Here is a 20,246-nt window from a genome sequence, read left to right on the forward strand (position 1 = left end):
CTTGGGGTTAATAAAAACAAAGGATTATGTCTTCTGATTTACCCCCAAACATCCGAAAATCCCATTTTTCGGGTGTTTGTCATCAGACTAAGGGCGCGGTTAGCGCCCTTGTCATTTTAACGTTGCTCTTCCAGTATCAGCGGCCAGTGAACGTAGCTTTGCCAATGGCTTTCCTGTTCCAGCGCTTCTGCCCGTAACGGGTGCTGCTCCAGCCAGCCTGGCGGCAGGATCACCGTCAACTCGTCATCATGATTGGCGCGCAGGCGCACCGCAGGCAGCGTGTCGTCGCGGCGACGGCTGGCAAAGATGATCGCCAGGCGTAAAATCCGACATAAACGTTGTGCCGTACGTGGCGGCAGGGCGTTTTGCTGGCTCAGCAGTGGCAGGTCAAGGGTGTTGCTCTGGTTTTGCAGCAGGGTGGCTAACAGTTTTTTCTGTGCCGGGGTGAAACCGGGTAAATCCAGATGGCGGATCAGGTAGGCGGCGTGTTGCGGCGCCTGCTTGAAATCAACGCTGAGGCCGATTTCGTGGATCAGGCAGGCGCTGTGCAATAACTCGCGACATCGCGCATCCAACTGCCATTCATTGCTCACCTGCTGCGAGAAATTGGCCGCGAGTTGGCTGACGCGCTCGGCCTGCTCGGTATCCAACAGATAACGCCGTTGCAGGTTGCGGATGGTGCGGCTGCGGATATCCTGTTCAACCGGCAGATGCAGCATGCCGTAAACCAGACCTTCGCGTAGTGCACCGCCGGCCAGCATCATGCTTTCAATGCCCAACTCCTGGAAAATCGCCAGCAGAATGGACAGCCCGCTTGGGAACACCAGGGCGCGCTCCAGCGTTAGCCCTTCGATTTCCAGCTCTTCCAGCTTGCCGCACTGAATGGCACGCTGTTTCAATTGGCGCAGTTTGGACAGGGTGATGCGTTCATCCATGCCCTGCGCCACCATGATTTCCTGCAGCGCCTGGACGGTGCCGGAAGCGCCGACGCAGATTTGCCAGCCGTGCTGACGCAGCTGTGGCGCTATCGGGCGCACCATTTCACGCGCAGCCTGTTCGGCACGCTCGAAATTTTCCTGCCCCAAATTACGATCGGTGAAGAACCGTTCCAGCCAGGTGACGCAGCCCATCGACAGGCTATACAGCTGAGCGGCCTGCGCGCCGGTCCCCGTGACCAGCTCCGTGCTGCCCCCGCCGATATCGACCACCAAACGTTGGTCCGGACCGCCGGTGGTATGGGCTACACCGTGGTAAATCAGGCGCGCTTCTTCCTCGCCGCTGATCACCTGGATCGGACAACCGAGGATCTGCTCGGCGGTCTGCAGGAATTCATCGGCATTGGACGCCAGCCGCAGCGTGGCCGTGGCGACCACGCGGATTTGCTCGCGAGGGATGTCCTGCAGGCGTTCGGCGAACAGCTTCAGGCATTGCCATCCGCGTTGCATGGCCTCATGCGACAGAAGATTGTTCTGATCCAGTCCGGCCGCCAGACGCACTTTGCGCTTGATGCGCGCCAGGGTCTGAATACTGCCGGCCACCTCGCGCACCACCAACATGTGGAAGCTGTTGGAACCGAGATCGATAGCGGCATAAAGTGCGCTGGAACTGAGCATTGTCTATCAGCCTGAACGTTTACGGTTGTTGCGCGGCGCACCGCCACGACGTGGCGCTGAGTTACGACGTGGACCGTTACCGCCGCGTGGGCGAGCCAGGCGTTTCGGCGCAGGCAGGTCAGTCAGTAACGCATCGCTGTTGTACTTGCTCACCGGAATGCTGTGGCCGGTATAGGTTTCGATCGCCGGCAGGTTGAGCGCGTACTCTTCGCAGGCCAGGCTGATGGAATGGCCGCTTTCGCCTGCACGGCCGGTACGACCGATACGGTGGACGTAATCTTCGCAGTCGTCAGGCAAGTCGTAGTTGAATACGTGCGTCACCAACGGGATGTGCAGACCGCGAGCGGCGACGTCGGTGGCGACCAGAATATCCAGGTTGCCCTTGGTGAAATCGTCGAGAATGCGCAGGCGTTTTTTCTGCGCCACATCGCCGGTCAACAGGCCTACGCGGTGACCATCGGCGGCCAGGTGGCCCCAGACGTCTTCACAGCGGTGCTTGGTGTTGGCGAAGATGATGCAGCGGTCTGGCCACTCTTCTTCGATCAACGTCTGCAGCAGACGCATCTTTTCTTCGTTAGAAGGGTAGAACAGCTCTTCTTTAATGCGGTGGCCGGTTTTTTGTTCCGGTTCCACTTCGACATATTCAGCGTTGTTCATCTGCTCGAAAGCCAGTTCGCGTACGCGATAGGACAGGGTGGCAGAGAACAGCATGTTCAGGCGTTGATCGACCGCAGGCATGCGGCGGAACAACCAGCGAATGTCTTTGATAAAGCCCAGATCGTACATACGGTCGGCTTCATCCAGCACCACGACCTGGATTGCGCCCAGATCGATATAGTTCTGTTTGGCGTAATCGATCAAACGACCGGTAGTACCGACCAGGATATCCACGCCGCTTTCCAGCACTTTCAGCTGTTTGTCGTAGCCGTCGCCGCCATACGCCAGGCCAAGTTTCAGGCCGGTGGATTGGGACAGGGCTTCCGCGTCGGAGTGGATCTGTACCGCCAGTTCACGCGTTGGCGCCATGATCAAGGCGCGCGGCTGGTTGGTCTGGCGATCCTGTTTCGCCGGGTGAGAAAGCAAATAGTGAAAAGTAGACGCTAAAAATGCCAGCGTCTTTCCGGTACCGGTTTGCGCCTGACCTGCAACGTCACGCCCGGAGAGCGTGAGCGGCAATGCTAACGCCTGGATAGGCGTGCAATGTTGAAACCCTTTCTTTTCAAGGGCTTCAAGGACTAACGGGTGCAGGGCGAAGTCGGAAAACTTCTGTTCGGTCAAGTGTGTTTTGCTCATAGTGTGGTAGAATATCAGCTAACTATTGCTTTACGAAAGCGTATCCGGTGAAATAAAGTCACCTTAGGTTGGTTAATGCTACACCAACAAGGTAGACACAATCCTTTGGAGTAGAACATGAGCGATAAAATTATTCACCTGACTGACGGCAGCTTCGAAAACGACGTGCTGAAAGCTGAAGGGCCAATCCTGGTCGATTTCTGGGCTGAATGGTGTGGACCGTGCAAGATGATTGCTCCGATTCTGGATGAGATTGCCGAAGAGTTCGACGGCAAGCTGACCATCACCAAGCTGAATATCGACCAAAACCCGGCAACCGCACCTAAGTACGGTATCCGTGGTATCCCTACGCTGTTGCTGTTCAAGAACGGTGAAGTGGCTGCGACCAAGGTTGGTGCGCTGTCCAAAGGCCAGCTCAAAGATTTCCTTAACGCGAATCTGTAATCGGGCGGGATGCCCTATGCCCAAGGGGTCTGACGTTGCGGTCAAAAAGCCGCGAAGTGAGAGACTGCGGGGATATACAGGCGTCTAGCGGGGATGTTTAATTCACCGCTAGACGCCTGCCAAGAAGCGTGTTAAGTTTAACCATACTGCATATAGAACTTGCCCGAAGTTTTAAATCTAAAGAGTCTAAATCTAAAGCTTTACTCTGTGTTGAACCGCTGGCGTTGAAAGAAAAAATGAACTCAGCCCGTGTTTTAACAATCAAACGGTTTTGCAAAATCAATTTTAAGGTACCTTCGATCTTAAACCGTCAATGCGCGCGTCCTCTGTAAGCCATTTCTTACCGTGACGGCTCAGCGCCCGGCGATCGAACGTCCAGTAAACAGGCACGAATATCCAAAGGATTTCAAGGCGTGGCCCGTCGGCAACCGAACGAATCTCTGCAGCTTAGTCCGCTAAGTGGTGGGGTAAGCAAGGAAGGCCAAGGCAACCACCAGAAAGACGAAAGATATATCCCGCTGCCATACCATTCACGATACAAGTTCGAGACATACCCCGAGTTTAAGAACCCACCACTATGAATCTTACCGAATTAAAGAATACGCCGGTTTCTGAGCTGATTACTCTCGGCGAAAATATGGGGCTGGAAAACCTTGCCCGCATGCGCAAGCAGGACATTATCTTCTCTATCCTTAAGCAGCATGCGAAAAGTGGAGAAGATATCTTCGGCGATGGCGTGTTGGAGATATTGCAGGATGGATTTGGTTTCCTCCGCTCTGGAGACAGCTCCTACCTTGCAGGCCCCGACGACATCTACGTATCCCCTAGCCAAATCCGCCGTTTTAACCTCCGTACAGGTGACTCCGTTTCCGGTAAGATTCGTCCGCCAAAAGAAGGCGAGCGCTACTTTGCCCTGTTGAAAGTTAACGAAGTTAACTACGACAAACCGGAAAACGCCCGCAGCAAGATCCTGTTCGAGAACTTAACCCCACTGCATGCCAACTCCCGTCTGCGGATGGAACGCGGTAACGGTTCAACCGAAGACCTGACGGCTCGCGTGCTGGATCTGGCTTCGCCGATTGGCCGTGGTCAGCGTGGTCTGATTGTTGCTCCGCCGAAAGCCGGTAAAACCATGCTGCTGCAGAACATTGCACAGAGCATCGCTTACAACCACCCAGACTGCGTGTTGATGGTTCTGCTGATTGACGAACGTCCGGAAGAAGTGACCGAGATGCAACGTCTGGTGAAGGGTGAAGTTATCGCTTCTACCTTTGACGAGCCGGCTTCCCGTCACGTCCAGGTGGCAGAAATGGTGATCGAGAAGGCCAAGCGCCTGGTTGAGCACAAGAAAGACGTTATCATCTTGCTCGACTCCATCACCCGCCTGGCTCGTGCCTACAACACCGTGGTACCGGCTTCCGGTAAAGTGTTGACCGGTGGTGTGGATGCCAACGCCCTGCATCGTCCCAAGCGTTTCTTCGGTGCGGCACGTAACGTTGAGGAAGGCGGCAGCCTGACCATCATCGCTACCGCGCTGGTCGACACCGGGTCGAAAATGGATGAGGTTATCTACGAAGAGTTTAAAGGTACCGGCAACATGGAATTGCATCTGGCGCGTAAAATCGCCGAGAAACGCGTATTCCCTGCGATCGACTACAACCGCTCTGGTACCCGTAAAGAAGAATTGCTCACCACGTCTGAAGAACTGCAAAAAATGTGGATCCTGCGTAAAATTATTCACCCTATGGGCGAAATTGACGCGATGGAATTCCTCATTAATAAGTTGGCCATGACCAAAACCAACGATGAATTCTTCGATATGATGAAGCGCTCATAAATGACGATGCGCTCATAATTGAGTAAAAAATTCAGAGAACGCCACGCCTAGTCGTGGCGTTTTTTGCTTTTGGCAGATACGATAAGTAACAGAAATGGAAACGTAAGTTATTTTCATGGCTTACTGAGAATTCATCTTATTTGCGGTCGGCGTTTCGTCGTTCGCACATTGTTACTGTTTAAACGGCAGGCAGAAGCGTTGGAATAAGAATGAATGGCTGTTGTCATAGGAAATGACTGAAAGGTAGCGGGACCCGATGGCGTGACCTGTCGCCCGTGTTAAGCTGCCTTATCTTCTACAGAGATCTTGTTAACTGTGAACTTACTCACTATGAGTACTGAAATTCTATTTGTTTTCCTGTTTTCCTTGGCTTTTCTCTTTGTTGCTCGCAAAGCAGCAAAACGTATTGGTCTGGTTGATAAACCTAATTACCGTAAACGTCATCAGGGGTTAATCCCGCTTGTCGGGGGTATTTCTGTTTACGCCGGGCTGTGCTTTGCTTTCCTGATCTCTGACCAAACGATTGCGCACGGAAAACTCTACCTCGCCTGTGCGGGGCTATTAGTGTTTGTTGGTGCTCTCGACGATCGTTTCGACATCAGCGTTAAAATTCGCGCGCTGGTTCAGGCATTGGTCGGCATTGCGATGATGGTGTTCGCCGGGCTCTACCTGCGCAGTTTTGGTCATGTGCTGGGCGACTGGGAAATGCAGCTGGGGCCGTTCGGCTATCTGGTCACGCTGTTTGCCGTTTGGGCAGCCATCAACGCCTTTAATATGGTAGACGGCATCGACGGCCTGCTGGGCGGGCTCTCGTGTGTTTCTTTCGGTGCGCTGGGCGTGTTGTTGTACCTGAGCGGCCACTCCGACTTGGCTTTCTGGTGCTTCGCGATGATTGCCGCTATCGTTCCTTATATCCTGCTTAACCTCGGCATTCTTGGCCGACGTTACAAGGTGTTTATGGGGGATGCGGGCAGTACGCTGATCGGTTTCACCGCCATTTGGCTGCTGTTGCAGAGTTCACAGGGTAAAGCCCATTCCATCAATCCTGTTACCGCCCTGTGGATAATCGCTATTCCATTGATGGACATGATTGCGATCATGTATCGTCGCCTACGTAAAGGGATGAGCCCCTTCTCTCCAGACCGTCAACACATTCACCATCTGATTATGCGCGCTGGCTTTACGCCGCGGCAGGCTTTCGTGCTGATTACCCTGGCGGCGGCGCTGCTGGCGGCCATTGGCGTGCTCGGCGAACGTCTTACTTTTATCCCTGAATGGGTAATGTTGGCATTATTCTTGCTTGCCTTCTTCTTGTACGGTTACTGCATTAAGCGCGCCTGGCGTGTTGCACGTTACATTAAGCGTATCAAACGGCGCCTGCGGCGTTCGAACGACAATAAGCAAGAATCCTAACCAGAGGCTTTTGGGCAGTGATGAATCCAGAAACAACGTCTGACAAGACTATCCCGGCAGTGGATAACGAACTCGATATTCGCGGCCTGTGCTGTACCCTGTGGCGCGGTAAGTCATGGATTATTGGTATCGCGGCGCTGTTTGCCGTGGTGGCGCTGGTGGTGTCCTACCTGGTGAAACAGGAGTGGAGCGCGGCGGCAATTACCGATCGGCCAACGGTGAATGCGTTGGGAGGGTATTATTCCCAGCAGCAGTTCCTGCGTAATCTGGATGTGCGTACTCTGCCGGCGGCGGCTACCGAGCAACCGGGCATTGCTGACGAAGCCTATAATGAATTTATTATGCAGTTGGCGGCATACGATACGCGCCGAGATTTCTGGCTGCAGAGCGATTATTACAAACAGCGTCAGGAAGGCGACGCGGGCGCCGATGCGGCCTTGCTCGACGAGCTGATTAACAATATCCAGTTTACGCCGCGTGACGATAAAAAAGTGCCGAACGACGGTGTGAAACTGACGGCGGAAACGGCGGTAGATGCCAATCGCCTGCTGCGTCAGTACGTGGCGTTTGCCAGCCACCGCGCGGCTCAGCATTTAAACGAAGAGATCCAGGGTGCCTGGGCGGCCCGTACCACGTCAATGAAAGCACAGGTTAAGCGCCAGGAAGCGGTGGCAGAGGCCGTGTACAAACGTGAGCTGAACACCATCCAACAGGCGTTAAAAATTGCCGAGACGCAGGGCATCAGCCGGACTCAGACCGATACCCCGGCAGAACAACTGCCAGACTCTGATTTGTTCCTGCTGGGTAAACCTATGCTGCAGGCGCGTCTGGAAGGATTGCAGGCATCGGGCCCAACCTTTGATTTGGACTACGACCAAAATCGCGCGATGCTGGCGACACTGAACGTTGGCCCAACGCTGGACGAGAAATTTCAGACTTACCGCTATTTGCGGACCCCGGAAGAGCCGGTAAAACGTGACAGCCCACGACGGGTATTCTGGTTGATCATGTGGGGCGCGATGGGCGCTTTGGTTGGCGCAGGTGTTGCCCTGGTGCGTCGGCCGCGTAAATAAAAATAATATAATAATTCGCTGATGGGCGTGTGAGCGCCCAATTCGCAGGTTCGCCTGCGGTTAACCGACCAAAAGAGATTCGCTGTGAAAGTGTTGACTGTTTTCGGCACCAGACCTGAAGCCATCAAAATGGCACCGCTGGTACATGCCCTGGCTCAGGATGAAGCCTTTGAATCAAGAGTCTGCGTGACGGCACAGCATCGTGAGATGTTGGATCAGGTATTGCGGTTATTTGAGATAGTGCCTGATTACGATCTGAACATCATGAAACCGGGCCAGGGATTGAGTGAGATCACCTGCCGCATCCTTGAAGGCCTGAAAGGCGTTCTTGAGGAATTCAAACCGGATGTGGTGCTGGTTCACGGCGATACCACCACCACGCTGGCGACCAGCCTGGCGGCATTTTATCAGCGTATCCCGGTGGGGCATGTAGAGGCGGGCCTGCGTACCGGCGACCTTTACTCTCCGTGGCCGGAAGAGGCTAACCGCAAGCTGACCGGCCATCTGGCGATGTATCATTTTGCTCCGACGGAAAACTCGCGGCAGAACCTGTTGCGCGAGCTGTTGCCGGACGATCATATCTTCGTCACTGGCAACACGGTGATCGACGCGTTGTTCTGGGTGCGCGATCGGGTGATGGGTGATGCTGCTTTACATGACAGCCTGGCTCAACGCTACCCGTTCCTGGATGCCGACAAAAAGTTGATTCTGGTAACTGGCCATCGCCGTGAAAGTTTTGGCGGCGGGTTCGAACGCATTTGCAGCGCGCTGGCAGAAATTGCCCGCACTCATCCCGATGTGCAGGTGGTGTATCCGGTACACCTAAACCCCAACGTCAGCGAGCCGGTCAACCGCATTCTGAAAGGGATTGACAACATCGTCCTGATCGACCCGCAGGATTATTTACCCTTTGTCTATCTGATGGCTAAGTCATATATGATCCTGACCGACTCTGGCGGCATTCAGGAGGAGGCGCCGTCATTGGGTAAGCCGGTGCTGGTGATGCGTGACACCACCGAGCGGCCGGAGGCGGTGGATGCGGGCACGGTGCGGCTGGTGGGGACCGACGTGGCAAAAATTGTTGATGCGGTTAACCGGTTGCTGACTGACGAAAACGAATATCACGCCATGAGCCGGGCGCATAACCCTTACGGTGACGGGCATGCCTGCCAGCGTATTCTGGAAGCTTTGAAGAATCATCAGGTGACACTATGAGTTTTAACACTATTTCGGTAATCGGCCTGGGTTATATCGGTCTGCCAACGGCGGCGGCGTTTGCCTCCCGCAAGAAAAAAGTGGTGGGCGTAGATGTTAACCAACATGCGGTGGATACCATTAACCGTGGCGCGATCCATATCGTTGAACCCGATCTGGATAAAGTGGTGAAAGACGCGGTCGACGGTGGCTATCTGCAAGCGGTGACCAAACCCTTGGCAGCGGACGCTTTCCTGATTGCGGTACCGACGCCGTTTAAAGGCGACCATGAGCCGGATCTGGCATATGTCGAAGCCGCGGCCAAATCTTTGGCTCCGGTGCTGAAAAAAGGCGATCTGGTGATCCTGGAGTCCACCTCGCCGGTGGGCGCTACCGAACAGATGGCGCAGTGGCTGGCCGAAGCGCGTAACGATCTCAGTTTCCCGCAGCAGGCCGGTGAGGCCGCTGATGTAAATATTGCATATTGTCCGGAGCGCGTGCTGCCGGGGCAGGTGATGGTTGAGCTGATTCAAAACGACCGCGTGATTGGCGGTATGACGCCAAAATGCTCGGAGCGTGCCAGCGAGCTGTACAAGATTTTCCTCGAGGGTGAGTGCGTGATTACCAATTCACGCACCGCTGAGATGTGCAAGCTGACCGAAAACAGCTTCCGCGATGTGAATATCGCCTTTGCCAATGAGCTGTCGTTGATTTGCGCCGATCAGGGCATCAACGTCTGGGAGCTTATCCGTCTGGCGAATCGCCATCCGCGGGTCAATATTTTGCAGCCTGGCCCCGGCGTAGGCGGCCACTGCATTGCGGTAGATCCCTGGTTTATCGTCTCGCAGAATCCGCAGCAGGCGCGTTTGATTCATACCGCGCGCCTGGTGAATGACGGAAAACCGCTGTGGGTGGTTGATCGCGTGAAAGCGGCGGTGGCTGACTGTCTGGCGGCTACCGACAAGCGCGCATCGGAAGTGAAAATTGCCTGCTTCGGCCTGGCTTTCAAGCCGAATATCGATGACCTGCGCGAAAGTCCGGCGGTGGAAGTGGCGCATTTGATTGCCGATTGGCACGTGGGTGAAACTCTGGTGGTTGAGCCGAACGTCGAGCAGTTGCCGAAATCGCTGGCGGGCCATGTGACGTTGAAAGCGATGGCCGACGCGTTGCAGCAGGCAGATGTGATCGTGATGCTGGTCGATCATAAGCAATTCAAGGCAATAAGGCCGGAAGAGATCACGCAATCCTGGGTAGTGGATACCAAAGGAGTATGGCGTTGAAACGTATTTTAGTCACTGGGGGCGCCGGTTTCATCGGCTCTGCGGTCGTCAGACATATTATTGAAGACACGCAGGACAGCGTGGTGGTGGTGGACAAACTCACCTACGCGGGCAACCTGGAGTCGCTAGTGGTGGTTGCCGATAGCGAACGCTATTCCTTCGAGCAGGTGGATATCTGCGATCGCGCGGCATTGGATCGGGTGTTTGCCCAGTATCAGCCGGACGTGGTCATGCATCTGGCGGCGGAAAGTCACGTTGACCGTTCGATAGATGGCCCGGCGGCCTTTATCGAGACCAACGTGGTGGGAACCTATACCCTGTTGGAGGCGGCCCGCCATTATTGGCAACCGCTGGAGGCGGAGAAGAAGCATAGCTTCCGTTTCCACCACATCTCCACCGACGAAGTGTATGGCGACTTGCACGGTACGGACGATCTGTTCACCGAAACCACGCCTTACTCGCCAAGCAGCCCGTATTCGGCCTCCAAGGCCTCCAGCGATCATCTGGTCCGCGCCTGGCTGCGGACCTATGGCTTGCCGACGCTGGTCACCAACTGTTCCAATAACTACGGCCCGTATCACTTCCCGGAAAAACTGATCCCGCTGGTGATCCTCAATGCCGTTGCCGGCAAACCTTTGCCGGTGTATGGCAACGGTGCGCAGGTACGAGACTGGCTGTATGTCGAAGACCATGCGCGCGCGTTGTATCAGGTGGTTACCGAAGGCGTTGTGGGTGAAACCTACAATATCGGAGGGCACAACGAGCGCAAGAATATCGAAGTGGTGCACGCCATTTGCGATTTGCTGGAAGAGCTGGCGCCGAACAAACCGCAGGGCGTGGCGAAATACCGCGATCTGATCACTTACGTCAAGGATCGCCCGGGCCATGATATGCGCTATGCGATCGACGCCGGGAAAATTGACCGGGAACTGGGCTGGCATCCACAAGAAACCTTTGAAAGCGGCATTCGCAAAACGGTCTCCTGGTACTTGAACAATGAAACCTGGTGGCGTCGCGTTCAGGATGGTTCCTATGCGGGCGAGCGTTTAGGTTTATCCGACTAAGTTTACCCGGGCTGCCTGAGTGGTGGCCCAGTGGCTTCTGGAGTGAGTATGAAAGGCATTATTCTGGCGGGTGGATCCGGTACACGTTTGCATCCAATTACTCGCGGCGTATCCAAGCAGTTGCTGCCGATCTACGACAAGCCGATGATCTACTATCCGCTGTCGGTGCTGATGTTAGCCGGGATCCGCGACATTCTGATTATTTCCACACCGGAAGACCTCCCTTCATTCAAACGTCTGCTGGGTAATGGCGAAGAGTTCGGCATTAATCTCAGCTATGCCGCACAACCCAGCCCCGATGGTCTGGCGCAGGCGTTCCTGATCGGTGAAGAGTTTCTGGGCGGTGAACCGAGCTGTCTGGTGTTAGGCGACAATATCTATTTTGGTCAAGGATTTAGTCCAAAACTAAAAACGGTCGCTGCGCGTACCCAGGGCGCGACCGTGTTCGGTTATCAGGTGATGGATCCTGAACGGTTCGGCGTGGTGGAGTTTGACGATAACTTTCGCGCTTTATCGATCGAAGAAAAGCCTGCCGAACCCAAGTCCAATTGGGCGGTGACCGGCCTTTATTTTTACGACAGCCAGGTGGTGGAGTTTGCCAAACAGGTCAAGCCCTCCTCCCGTGGCGAACTGGAAATCACCAGCATTAACCAGATGTATCTGGAGCGTGGCGAGCTGACCGTTGAACTGCTGGGCCGCGGTTTCGCCTGGTTGGATACCGGTACCCATGACAGCCTACTGGAAGCCAGCAGCTTCGTACAGACGGTGGAAAAACGCCAGGGCTTTAAAATTGCCTGCCTGGAAGAGATCGCCTGGCGCAACGGTTGGCTGGATGATGACGGCGTGAAACGTGCCGCACAGGCGCTGGTCAAAACCGGTTACGGCAAATATCTGCTGGATTTATTGCATGCGCGTCCACGCCAATATTGAGCCCTTAGCCTGGGAAAGCGAATTTTTCGCTCTTAGCAGCGCCAAGCTCAACTTTTCCACCGCGGCCCCGGCGTTAACCGAGGCCGCTCTAGCCGAATACGCCTTGGTGCAAGCTAAAATCCCGGCGCACCAAACCGCTTTGGCGGACGAATTGTCGGGTCTGGGCTTCCAACTGGTTGAGGCTGAAGTCGATCTGGTGCTGAATATCGGCACGGAATGTGCATCGCCGCAGGGTGCGCTACCGTTAACGATTCGCCCGGCAGTGCCGGGGGATATTCCGGTATTGCGTGCGGCAGCGGCCAATGTGTTCACCGCCAGCCGTTTTCGGGCCCCTTGGTACGACGTTCAGGATAGCGGGCGCTTCTATGCCGCCTGGATCGAAAAAGCGGTACTGGGAACCTTCGATCACCAATGCCTGTTGGCACTGGACGAGGCTGGTCAGCCGGAGGGCTTTGTCAGCCTGCGTGATATCGGCGATCAAGAGGTTAGAATCGGCCTGCTGGCAGCTTTCCCCGGCGCGTCAGGCAAAGGTATTGGTGCGCGATTAATCGCGGCGGCCATTGCAGAGTGCCGGAAAGGCTCGCGGATGCGTCTGCGGGTAGCGACCCAGTTCGGCAACATCGCCGCACTACGGCTCTATCAACGACAGGGTGCTGTTATTGAAAGCACCTCGTATTGGTTATACAGAGGAAAACATGATCCCATTTAACGCTCCACCGGTTGTTGGCACTGAACTTGACTATATGCAGGCTGCGATGGGCAGTGGCAAGCTGTGCGGGGATGGTGGTTTTACTCGCCGTTGCCAGCAGTGGATGGAACAGCGTTTTGGCAGCCCGAAGGTGCTGTTGACACCGTCTTGCACCGCGTCGCTGGAGATGGCGGCGATCCTGCTGGATATCCAGCCGGGCGATGAAGTGATCATGCCGAGCTTCACCTTTGTTTCAACCGCCAATGCCTTCGTGCTGCGCGGCGCCACCGTGGTGTTTGTCGACCTACGTCCGGACACCATGAACATCGATGAGACTAAAATCGAAGCGGCCATCACCGAAAAGACGCGAGCCATCGTGCCGGTGCATTACGCCGGGGTGGCCTGCGAGATGGACACCATCATGGCGCTGGCGAAAAAATATAACCTGTACGTGGTGGAAGACGCCGCACAGGGGGTGATGGCTACCTACAAGGGCAAAGCGCTCGGTACCATCGGTCATATTGGTTGCTTTAGCTTCCATGAAACCAAAAACTACACCGCAGGCGGTGAGGGCGGCGCCACGCTGATCAACGATCCGGCGCTGATCGACCGGGCGGAAGTCATTCGTGAGAAAGGCACTAACCGTAGCCAGTTCTTCCGCGGTCAGGTGGATAAATACACCTGGCGCGATATCGGCTCCAGCTATCTGATGTCAGATTTGCAGGCCGCTTATTTGTGGGGCCAACTGGAAGCGGCCGATCGCATCAATCAGCGCCGCCTGGCGCTGTGGCAAAAGTATTACGACAGTTTCCTGCCGCTGGCTAAAGCTGGACGCATCGCGTTGCCGACTATCCCGACAGACTGCGTGCACAATGCACACATGTTCTATATCAAACTGCGTGATATTGAAGACCGCACGGCGTTTATCGATTATCTGAAAGAAGCCGAAATCATGGCGGTGTTCCATTACATCCCGCTGCACGATTGCCCGGCGGGCGATCGCTTTGGCCGTTTTGCCGGCGAAGACCGCTTCACCAGCCAGGAAAGTGCGCGTCTGGTGCGTCTGCCGTTGTTCTACAATATGTCTGATGTCACTCAGCGTACGGTGATCAATACCATTCTTAGCTTCTGCGCCTGATATGTCGCTGGCAAAAGCATCGATTTGGACCGCCGGTTCCACGCTGATCAAGATCGGCGTGGGGCTGTTGGTGGTGAAACTGCTGGCGGTGGCCTTTGGCCCCAGCGGGGTTGGGCAGGCGGGCAACTTCCGTCAGTTGATTACCGTGCTGGGCGTGCTGTCCGGCGCCGGGATTTTTAACGGCATCACCAAGTATGTTGCCGAATATCATCAGGATCCGCAGCGGTTGCGGCTGGCTGTCGGGACGGCGTCCAGCATCGTGCTGGGCTTCTCCACGCTGCTGGCGCTGGTGTTTCTGTTCGCGGCGGAGCCTATCAGTATCGGGTTGTTCGGCCATGCTGACTATGTCGGCGTGGTGCGGGCGGTAGCCTTTATTCAGATGGGTATCGCCTACGCCAACCTGTTTATGGCGGTGCTGAAAGGCTATCGCGATGCGATGGGCAACGCGCTGGCGGTGATTGGCGGCAGCCTGATTGGCGTGGTGGCCTACTACCTGTGCTTTAAGCTGGGCGGCTACGAAGGCGCGCTGGCGGGTTTGGCACTGGTGCCGGCATTGGTGGTGTTGCCCGCAGGTTTCATCCTGTGGCGGCGTAAAACCTTGCCGCTGCGCTATTTGGCATTGGCCTGGGACAAGGCGTTAGCCAGCCATCTTGGCAAGTTCACCATCATGGCATTGATCACATCAGTGACGCTGCCGGTGGCCTATGTGATGATGCGTAACCTGCTGGCCAGCCATTACAGTTGGGATGAGGTCGGGATTTGGCAGGGCGTCAGCAGCATTTCCGACGCTTACCTGCAGTTTATCACCGCCTCGTTTACCGTTTATCTGCTGCCTACGTTGTCGCGGCTGAAGGAAAAAAGCGCCATCTCTCAAGAGATTGTGCGCTCGTTAAAATTTGTACTGCCCGCGGTAGCGGCGGCGAGTTTCACGGTCTGGTTGCTGCGCGACTTCGCCATCTGGTTGCTGTTCACGGACAAGTTCGTCGCGATGCGCGATCTGTTTGCCTGGCAACTGGTGGGGGACGTCCTGAAAGTGGGCGCCTATGTGTTCGGCTATCTGGTGATTGCCAAGGCGTCGCTGCGTTTTTATATCCTGACCGAAGTCAGTCAGTTCCTGCTGTTAACGCTGTTCTCGCATTGGTTGATACCGCTGCATGGTGCGCTGGGAGCGGCACAGGCCTACATGGCAACCTACATCGTGTACTTCACGCTCTGTAGCTGCGTATTTATTCTTTATCGTAGACGAGTATGACTACACTGATTCACGTATTGGGATCTGACATCCCGCATCATAATCAGACGGTGCTGCGTTTCTTCAACGATGTGTTGGCGAAGCGCCTGCCGTCCGAACAGACGCGTCATTTTATGGTAGCCGCCAAAGATGCCGCCGCGTTAGGGGCGTTTCCCGAACTGAACCTCGAATGCCATCCGGACAAGAAAAGTCTGGCGATGGCGGTTATTGCCCGTGCTCAGGCCGATCGCAATCAGCGTTTCTTCCTGCACGGCCAGTTCAACCCTACGCTGTGGCTGGCGTTGCTGAGCGGTAAAATCAAGGCCGATCAGGTGAGCTGGCATATCTGGGGCGCTGATTTGTATGAAAACGCCACCAGTTGGAAATTCCGCCTGTTCTATTTGCTGCGCCGTATTGCGCAGGGCAGAGTGAGACACGTGTTCGCTACCCGCGGTGATATTATTCATTACCAGCAACGACACGCGCGCGTGCCTGCCTCTCTGTTGTATTTCCCGACGCGGATGGATCCGGCGCTAACCGGCATTGAGGTAGAGAAAAACCTGGCCGGGCCGATGACCATTCTGGTGGGGAATTCCGGCGATCGCACCAACCGGCACGTTGAGGCACTGAAAGCGATTCATCAGCAGTTTGGCGCCGAGGTGCGGGTGATCCTGCCGATGGGTTATCCGGCCAATAACGACGCCTATATTGAACAGGTGCGCAGCGCCGGGCTAGAGCTGTTCAGCGCCAGGAACCTGCAGGTGCTGACGCAGCAGGTGGCGTTTGACGATTACCTGAATATTCTGCGCGAGTGCGATCTCGGTTACTTTATTTTTAACCGCCAGCAGGGCATAGGCACGCTTTGTCTTCTGATCCAGTTTGGCGTGCCCTTTGTGCTGAGCCGACAGAACCCGTTCTGGCAGGATCTGGCGGAGCAACATCTGCCGGTGCTGTTCTATGGCGATTCGCTGGATGAGGCGGTGGTGCGTGAAGCGCAGCGCCAACTGGCATCCGTCGATAAACAGGCCATCGCTTTCTTCAATCCTAACTACGTTGATGGCTGGCAACAGGCATTAACCCTGGCGGCAGGGGACAACGTATGACGCTGGCGCAATTTGGCGGGTTGTTTGTCGTTTACCTGGTGAGCGTGCTGTTTATTCTGACGCTGGCTTACCAGGAGTTCAGGCGAGTCAGGTTCAATTTTAACGTCTTCTTTACGCTACTGTATCTGCTGACGTTTTACTTCGGTTTCCCGCTGACCTGCCTGCTGGTGTTTCAGTTTGACGTCGAGGTGGTACCGGTAGAGTTTTTACTCTATGCGATCCTCTCCGCTACTGCGTTTTATGCGATTTATTACGTCAGCTATAAAACCCGGCTGCGAAAGCGAAGCGTGCAACCGCGTAATCCGGTCTTCACCATGAACCGGGTGGAAACCCATCTGACCTGGATGCTGCTGGCGCTGGTGGCGATGGCGACCGTCGGCATTTTCTTCATGCAAAACGGTTTCCTGCTGTTCAAACTCAACTCTTACAGCCAAATTTTCTCCAGCGATGTCTCCGGGGTGGCGCTCAAGCGGTTCTTCTATTTCTTCATCCCGGCGATGCTGGTGGTGTATTTCCTGAAGCAAGATCTGCGCGCCTGGTTCTTTTTCCTGGCGGCGACGGTGGCCTTTGGCATCCTGACTTACGTGATCGTCGGCGGTACCCGCGCCAATATCATAATTGCCTTCTCGCTGTTTCTGTTTATCGGCATCGTGCGCGGCTGGATCTCGTTGTGGATGCTGGTGGCCGCCGGAGTGTTCGGTATCGTCGGCATGTTCTGGCTGGCGTTAAAGCGCTACAGCCTGGACGTCAGCGGCCCCGAAGCGTTTTATACTTTCCTTTATCTGACGCGCGATACCTTCTCGCCATGGGAAAACCTGGCGTTGTTGCTGCAGAACTACGACAAGATAGATTTCCAGGGCCTGGCGCCGATAGTGCGCGATTTCTACGTGTTCATTCCGACCTGGCTGTGGCCGGGGCGACCAGACACGGTGCTCAATAGTGCCAACTATTTCACCTGGGAAGTGCTGAATAACCATTCCGGCCTGGCGATTTCGCCAACGCTTATCGGCTCACTGGTGGTGATGGGCGGCGCGGTGTTTATTCCCGTTGGCGCGGTGCTGGTCGGGATGATCATCAAGTGGTTCGACTGGCTGTATGAGATGGGCAAAAGCGAACCTAACCGCTATAAGGCCGCGATATTGCAAAGTTTCTGTTTCGGTGCGGTATTCAACATCATCGTGTTGGCGCGCGAAGGGGTAGATTCCTTTGTCTCGCGTGTGGTGTTCTTCTGCCTTATTTTTGGCGCCTGCCTGCTGATGGCCAAGTTGTTGTACTGGCTGTTTGACACTGCCGGGTTGATTAAGGCGCGGGTACGGCGTACGCGTACGCTGGCATCGCCGCCATCATCCGTACGGGTCGACGGCCTTCTGTAAGGGTAATAATAACGATGGAAGCAAAGATTTCGGTTCCCCAATATGAGCTGCGTGGTTTCAGCCTTTGGGGATTTCGCGATATGGCGCAATGCCTGGATTTTCTGTTTGATGGCGGCCGGGTAAAGCAGGGCACGCTGGTCGCGATGAATGCCGAAAAGATCCTCAAGGCGGAAGAAGATACGGCGCTGCACGCCTTGCTGGATGAAGCCGAATACAAGTATGCGGACGGGATCAGCATGGTGCGTTCGATCCGCCGTAAATACCCGGGGGCAGAGGTATCGCGCGTCGCAGGAGCCGACCTGTGGGAAGCGTTGATGCAGCGCGCTGGGCGCGAGGGTACGCCGGTATTCCTGATTGGCGGCAAGCCCTCGGTGCTGGCGGAAACCGAACAGAAGCTGCGTAGCCAGTGGAATGTAAACCTGGTGGGCAGTCAGGACGGCTATTTCAAGCCTGAACAGCGGGATGCGCTGTTCGAACGCATTCGCGGCAGCGGTGCCGCCATAGTGACGGTGGCCATGGGATCGCCGAAACAGGAAATCCTGATGCGTGACTGCCGTAAAGTGCATCCGCAGGCGCTCTATATGGGCGTAGGCGGCACCTACGACGTGTTCACCGGGCACGTAAAGCGTGCGCCAAAGATTTGGCAGAACCTCGGTCTGGAGTGGCTGTATCGGCTGCTAAGCCAACCGAGCCGTCTGGGACGCCAACTGAAGCTGCTGAAGTTTGTCGGCTACTATTACCGCGGCAAGATGTGATCTTTGCGTTGGGGCGGGGGATCCCGCCCTGATGCGATAAATTGTGCAAATAACCTGCTTTGTGGCGTATTCGTCAGCACTCCTATAACCTCAGCCCATAAACTCACCTGTATTTATTCCATAAAGTTTTAAATTGCGGTTTGCTTATAGCGGCAAAATGCGAAACGATACCGCCCGGAAATTATCCCCGAGCGTTGGCGCAAAACGTGATAGCGCTTAACGACGTTTTTCTCGCCGTAAGATCGTCCCATCACCAGCTGATGTCCGCCAACGCGGCGGGAGAGGTTTTACGCTATTTTCATTAAAACAATAACGACCGGTAACGGCCGGCATGCAAACACAATCAAAAAAATAATATTGAGGATTTATGGCACACAAAGAAAAACCGCAAGGCCTACACCGGGGGCTGGAAGCCCGGCATATCGAGCTGATTGCTCTGGGGGGCACCATCGGGGTGGGCCTGTTCATGGGCTCGGCCAGCACGCTGAAATGGGCGGGACCGTCGGTATTACTGGCTTATATCATTGCCGGCCTGTTCGTGTTCTTCATTATGCGTTCGATGGGCGAGATGCTGTTCCTTGAACCGGTCGCGGGCTCCTTTGCCGTTTATGCCCATAAATACATGAATCCCTATTTTGGCTACCTGACCGCCTGGGGCTATTGGTTTATGTGGATTGCCGTGGGCATCTCGGAAATCACCGCCGTCGGGGTCTACGTGCAGTATTGGTTCCCGGAAATGCCGCAGTGGATACCTGCGTTGATCGCCGTGGCGATGGTAGCGCTGGCCAACCTGGCCGCCGTGCGCCTGTACGGCGAGCTGGAGTTCTGGTTTGCCATGATCAAGGTCACCACCATCATTGTGATGATTTTGGTGGGGCTGGGGGTGATCTTCTTTGGCTTCGGGAATGGCGGGCAGCCGATTGGCTTTGCCAACCTGACCGAGCACGGCGGTTTCTTTGCCGGCGGCTGGAAGGGCTTCCTGTTCGCGCTTTGTATTGTTGTGGCGTCCTATCAGGGCGTTGAGCTGGTCGGGATTACCGCCGGTGAAGCCAAGAACCCGCAGGTGACACTGAAGCGTGCAATTAACAATATCCTGTGGCGCATCCTGATCTTCTACGTCGGCGCTATCTTTGTCATCGTCACCATCTTCCCCTGGAACGGCATCGGTACCGCAGGCAGCCCCTTCGTGCTGACCTTTGCCAAAATCGGCATCGTCGCTGCTGCCGGCATCATTAACTTTGTGGTGTTGACTGCCGCGCTTTCAGGTTGTAACAGCGGGATGTACAGCGGCGGTCGTATGCTGTACGCGCTGGCCAAAAACCGGCAGTTGCCTGCGTCGTTGACCAAGCTGTCCGCCAACGGCGTGCCAGTTAACTGTATCGCCGTGACCATTGCCTGCCTGCTGGTCGGCTCGGGGTTGAATTACCTTATCCCCAATCCACAGGCGGTGTTTGTCTATGTCTATAGCGCCAGCGTGTTGCCAGGCATGGTGCCGTGGTTCGTGGTACTGATTAGCCAACTGTATTTCCGCCGTGCCCATAAGGAAGCGATTAAAACCCACAGCTTTAAGTCGATTATGTTCCCCTATGTGAACTATCTGACCATCGCTTTTTTGGTCTGCGTGCTGATCGGCATGGGAATTAACCCGGATACGCGAATTTCTTTGCTGGTCGGGGCGATTTTCTTAGCGGCAGTCAGCCTGTGCTACTTTGCTTTCGGCATGCACAAGAAACATCATCCGGCTGAAAAACGGACAGAAACACAGCAATAACCGGTGAAAAGGGGCTGCGGATAGCGCTTTCCTGCGCGGGAGTGAG

17 protein-coding genes are annotated in these 20,246 nt (G+C 55.3%); 15 read left to right on the forward strand and 2 right to left on the reverse strand.

Going from position 1 to position 20,246, the window contains the following annotated elements:
- Positions 1–116: 116 nt before the first annotated feature.
- Complete coding sequence (gene ppx / locus H5P17_RS10055; protein WP_020824746.1) at positions 117–1,613, reverse strand: exopolyphosphatase; 1,497 nt, start codon at positions 1,611–1,613, stop codon at positions 117–119.
- Between the two features lie 6 nt (positions 1,614–1,619).
- The gene (rhlB, locus tag H5P17_RS10060; protein WP_020824747.1) at positions 1,620–2,906 is read right to left on the reverse strand and encodes an ATP-dependent RNA helicase RhlB; all 1,287 of its coding nucleotides are present in this window, start codon (positions 2,904–2,906) and stop codon (positions 1,620–1,622) included.
- 117 nt (positions 2,907–3,023) lie between these two features.
- On the opposite strand from rhlB, the gene trxA reads away from it, so the two are divergent.
- From trxA to H5P17_RS10135, 15 genes are all read left to right on the forward strand, one after another.
- Positions 3,024–3,350 (forward strand): thioredoxin TrxA, encoded by a 327-nt coding sequence (gene trxA / locus H5P17_RS10065; RefSeq protein WP_044554391.1) that lies wholly within the window; start codon positions 3,024–3,026, stop codon positions 3,348–3,350.
- Between the two features lie 577 nt (positions 3,351–3,927).
- Positions 3,928–5,187 (forward strand): transcription termination factor Rho, encoded by a 1,260-nt coding sequence (gene rho / locus H5P17_RS10070; RefSeq protein WP_004950874.1) that lies wholly within the window; start codon positions 3,928–3,930, stop codon positions 5,185–5,187.
- Between the two features lie 315 nt (positions 5,188–5,502).
- Positions 5,503–6,600: a UDP-N-acetylglucosamine--undecaprenyl-phosphate N-acetylglucosaminephosphotransferase gene (gene wecA, locus H5P17_RS10075; protein WP_156033879.1), complete on the forward strand. Its 1,098-nt coding sequence runs from the start codon at positions 5,503–5,505 to the stop codon at positions 6,598–6,600.
- A 20-nt stretch (positions 6,601–6,620) separates the two neighbouring features.
- Complete coding sequence (gene wzzE / locus H5P17_RS10080; RefSeq protein WP_182822778.1) at positions 6,621–7,673, forward strand: ECA polysaccharide chain length modulation protein; 1,053 nt, start codon at positions 6,621–6,623, stop codon at positions 7,671–7,673.
- An 84-nt stretch (positions 7,674–7,757) separates the two neighbouring features.
- Positions 7,758–8,888 carry a non-hydrolyzing UDP-N-acetylglucosamine 2-epimerase gene (gene wecB / locus H5P17_RS10085; protein ID WP_044554394.1) on the forward strand — a complete coding sequence of 377 codons (1,131 nt, stop codon included), beginning with the start codon at positions 7,758–7,760 and terminating at the stop codon, positions 8,886–8,888.
- Positions 8,885–10,147 (forward strand): UDP-N-acetyl-D-mannosamine dehydrogenase, encoded by a 1,263-nt coding sequence (wecC, locus tag H5P17_RS10090; RefSeq protein WP_182822671.1) that lies wholly within the window; start codon positions 8,885–8,887, stop codon positions 10,145–10,147. The genes wecB and wecC overlap by 4 nt, the downstream gene beginning before the upstream one ends.
- Positions 10,138–11,211, forward strand: a complete 1,074-nt coding sequence (gene rffG / locus H5P17_RS10095; protein WP_182822673.1) for a dTDP-glucose 4,6-dehydratase — start codon at positions 10,138–10,140, stop codon at positions 11,209–11,211. Before wecC ends, rffG begins: the two co-directional genes overlap by 10 nt.
- A gap of 48 nt (positions 11,212–11,259) precedes the next feature.
- A complete protein-coding gene (gene rfbA / locus H5P17_RS10100) occupies positions 11,260–12,141 on the forward strand; it encodes a glucose-1-phosphate thymidylyltransferase RfbA (protein ID WP_182822675.1) in 882 nt (293 codons plus the stop codon).
- Positions 12,119–12,850 (forward strand): dTDP-4-amino-4,6-dideoxy-D-galactose acyltransferase, encoded by a 732-nt coding sequence (rffC, locus tag H5P17_RS10105; RefSeq protein ID WP_182822677.1) that lies wholly within the window; start codon positions 12,119–12,121, stop codon positions 12,848–12,850. The genes rfbA and rffC overlap by 23 nt, the downstream gene beginning before the upstream one ends.
- Entirely contained in the window at positions 12,837–13,967 is a 1,131-nt protein-coding gene (gene rffA, locus H5P17_RS10110; protein ID WP_182822679.1) for a dTDP-4-amino-4,6-dideoxygalactose transaminase, read from the forward strand. Before rffC ends, rffA begins: the two co-directional genes overlap by 14 nt.
- 1 nt (position 13,968) lies before the next feature.
- Complete coding sequence (gene wzxE, locus H5P17_RS10115) at positions 13,969–15,219, forward strand: lipid III flippase WzxE (protein ID WP_130016597.1); 1,251 nt, start codon at positions 13,969–13,971, stop codon at positions 15,217–15,219.
- Positions 15,216–16,301 (forward strand): TDP-N-acetylfucosamine:lipid II N-acetylfucosaminyltransferase, encoded by a 1,086-nt coding sequence (locus H5P17_RS10120; RefSeq protein ID WP_182822682.1) that lies wholly within the window; start codon positions 15,216–15,218, stop codon positions 16,299–16,301. The genes wzxE and H5P17_RS10120 overlap by 4 nt, the downstream gene beginning before the upstream one ends.
- A complete protein-coding gene (gene wzyE / locus H5P17_RS10125) occupies positions 16,298–17,674 on the forward strand; it encodes an ECA oligosaccharide polymerase (protein ID WP_182822684.1) in 1,377 nt (458 codons plus the stop codon). The genes H5P17_RS10120 and wzyE overlap by 4 nt, the downstream gene beginning before the upstream one ends.
- Before the next feature lie 14 nt (positions 17,675–17,688).
- A complete protein-coding gene (gene wecG / locus H5P17_RS10130) occupies positions 17,689–18,429 on the forward strand; it encodes a lipopolysaccharide N-acetylmannosaminouronosyltransferase (RefSeq protein WP_044554403.1) in 741 nt (246 codons plus the stop codon).
- A gap of 367 nt (positions 18,430–18,796) precedes the next feature.
- Positions 18,797–20,200 (forward strand): amino acid permease, encoded by a 1,404-nt coding sequence (locus H5P17_RS10135; RefSeq protein WP_182822686.1) that lies wholly within the window; start codon positions 18,797–18,799, stop codon positions 20,198–20,200.
- The last annotated feature ends 46 nt before the right edge of the window (positions 20,201–20,246 follow it).

This window comes from Serratia sp. OS31 (assembly GCF_014164835.1).
Classification (GTDB): Bacteria; Pseudomonadota; Gammaproteobacteria; order Enterobacterales; family Enterobacteriaceae; genus Serratia; species Serratia liquefaciens_A.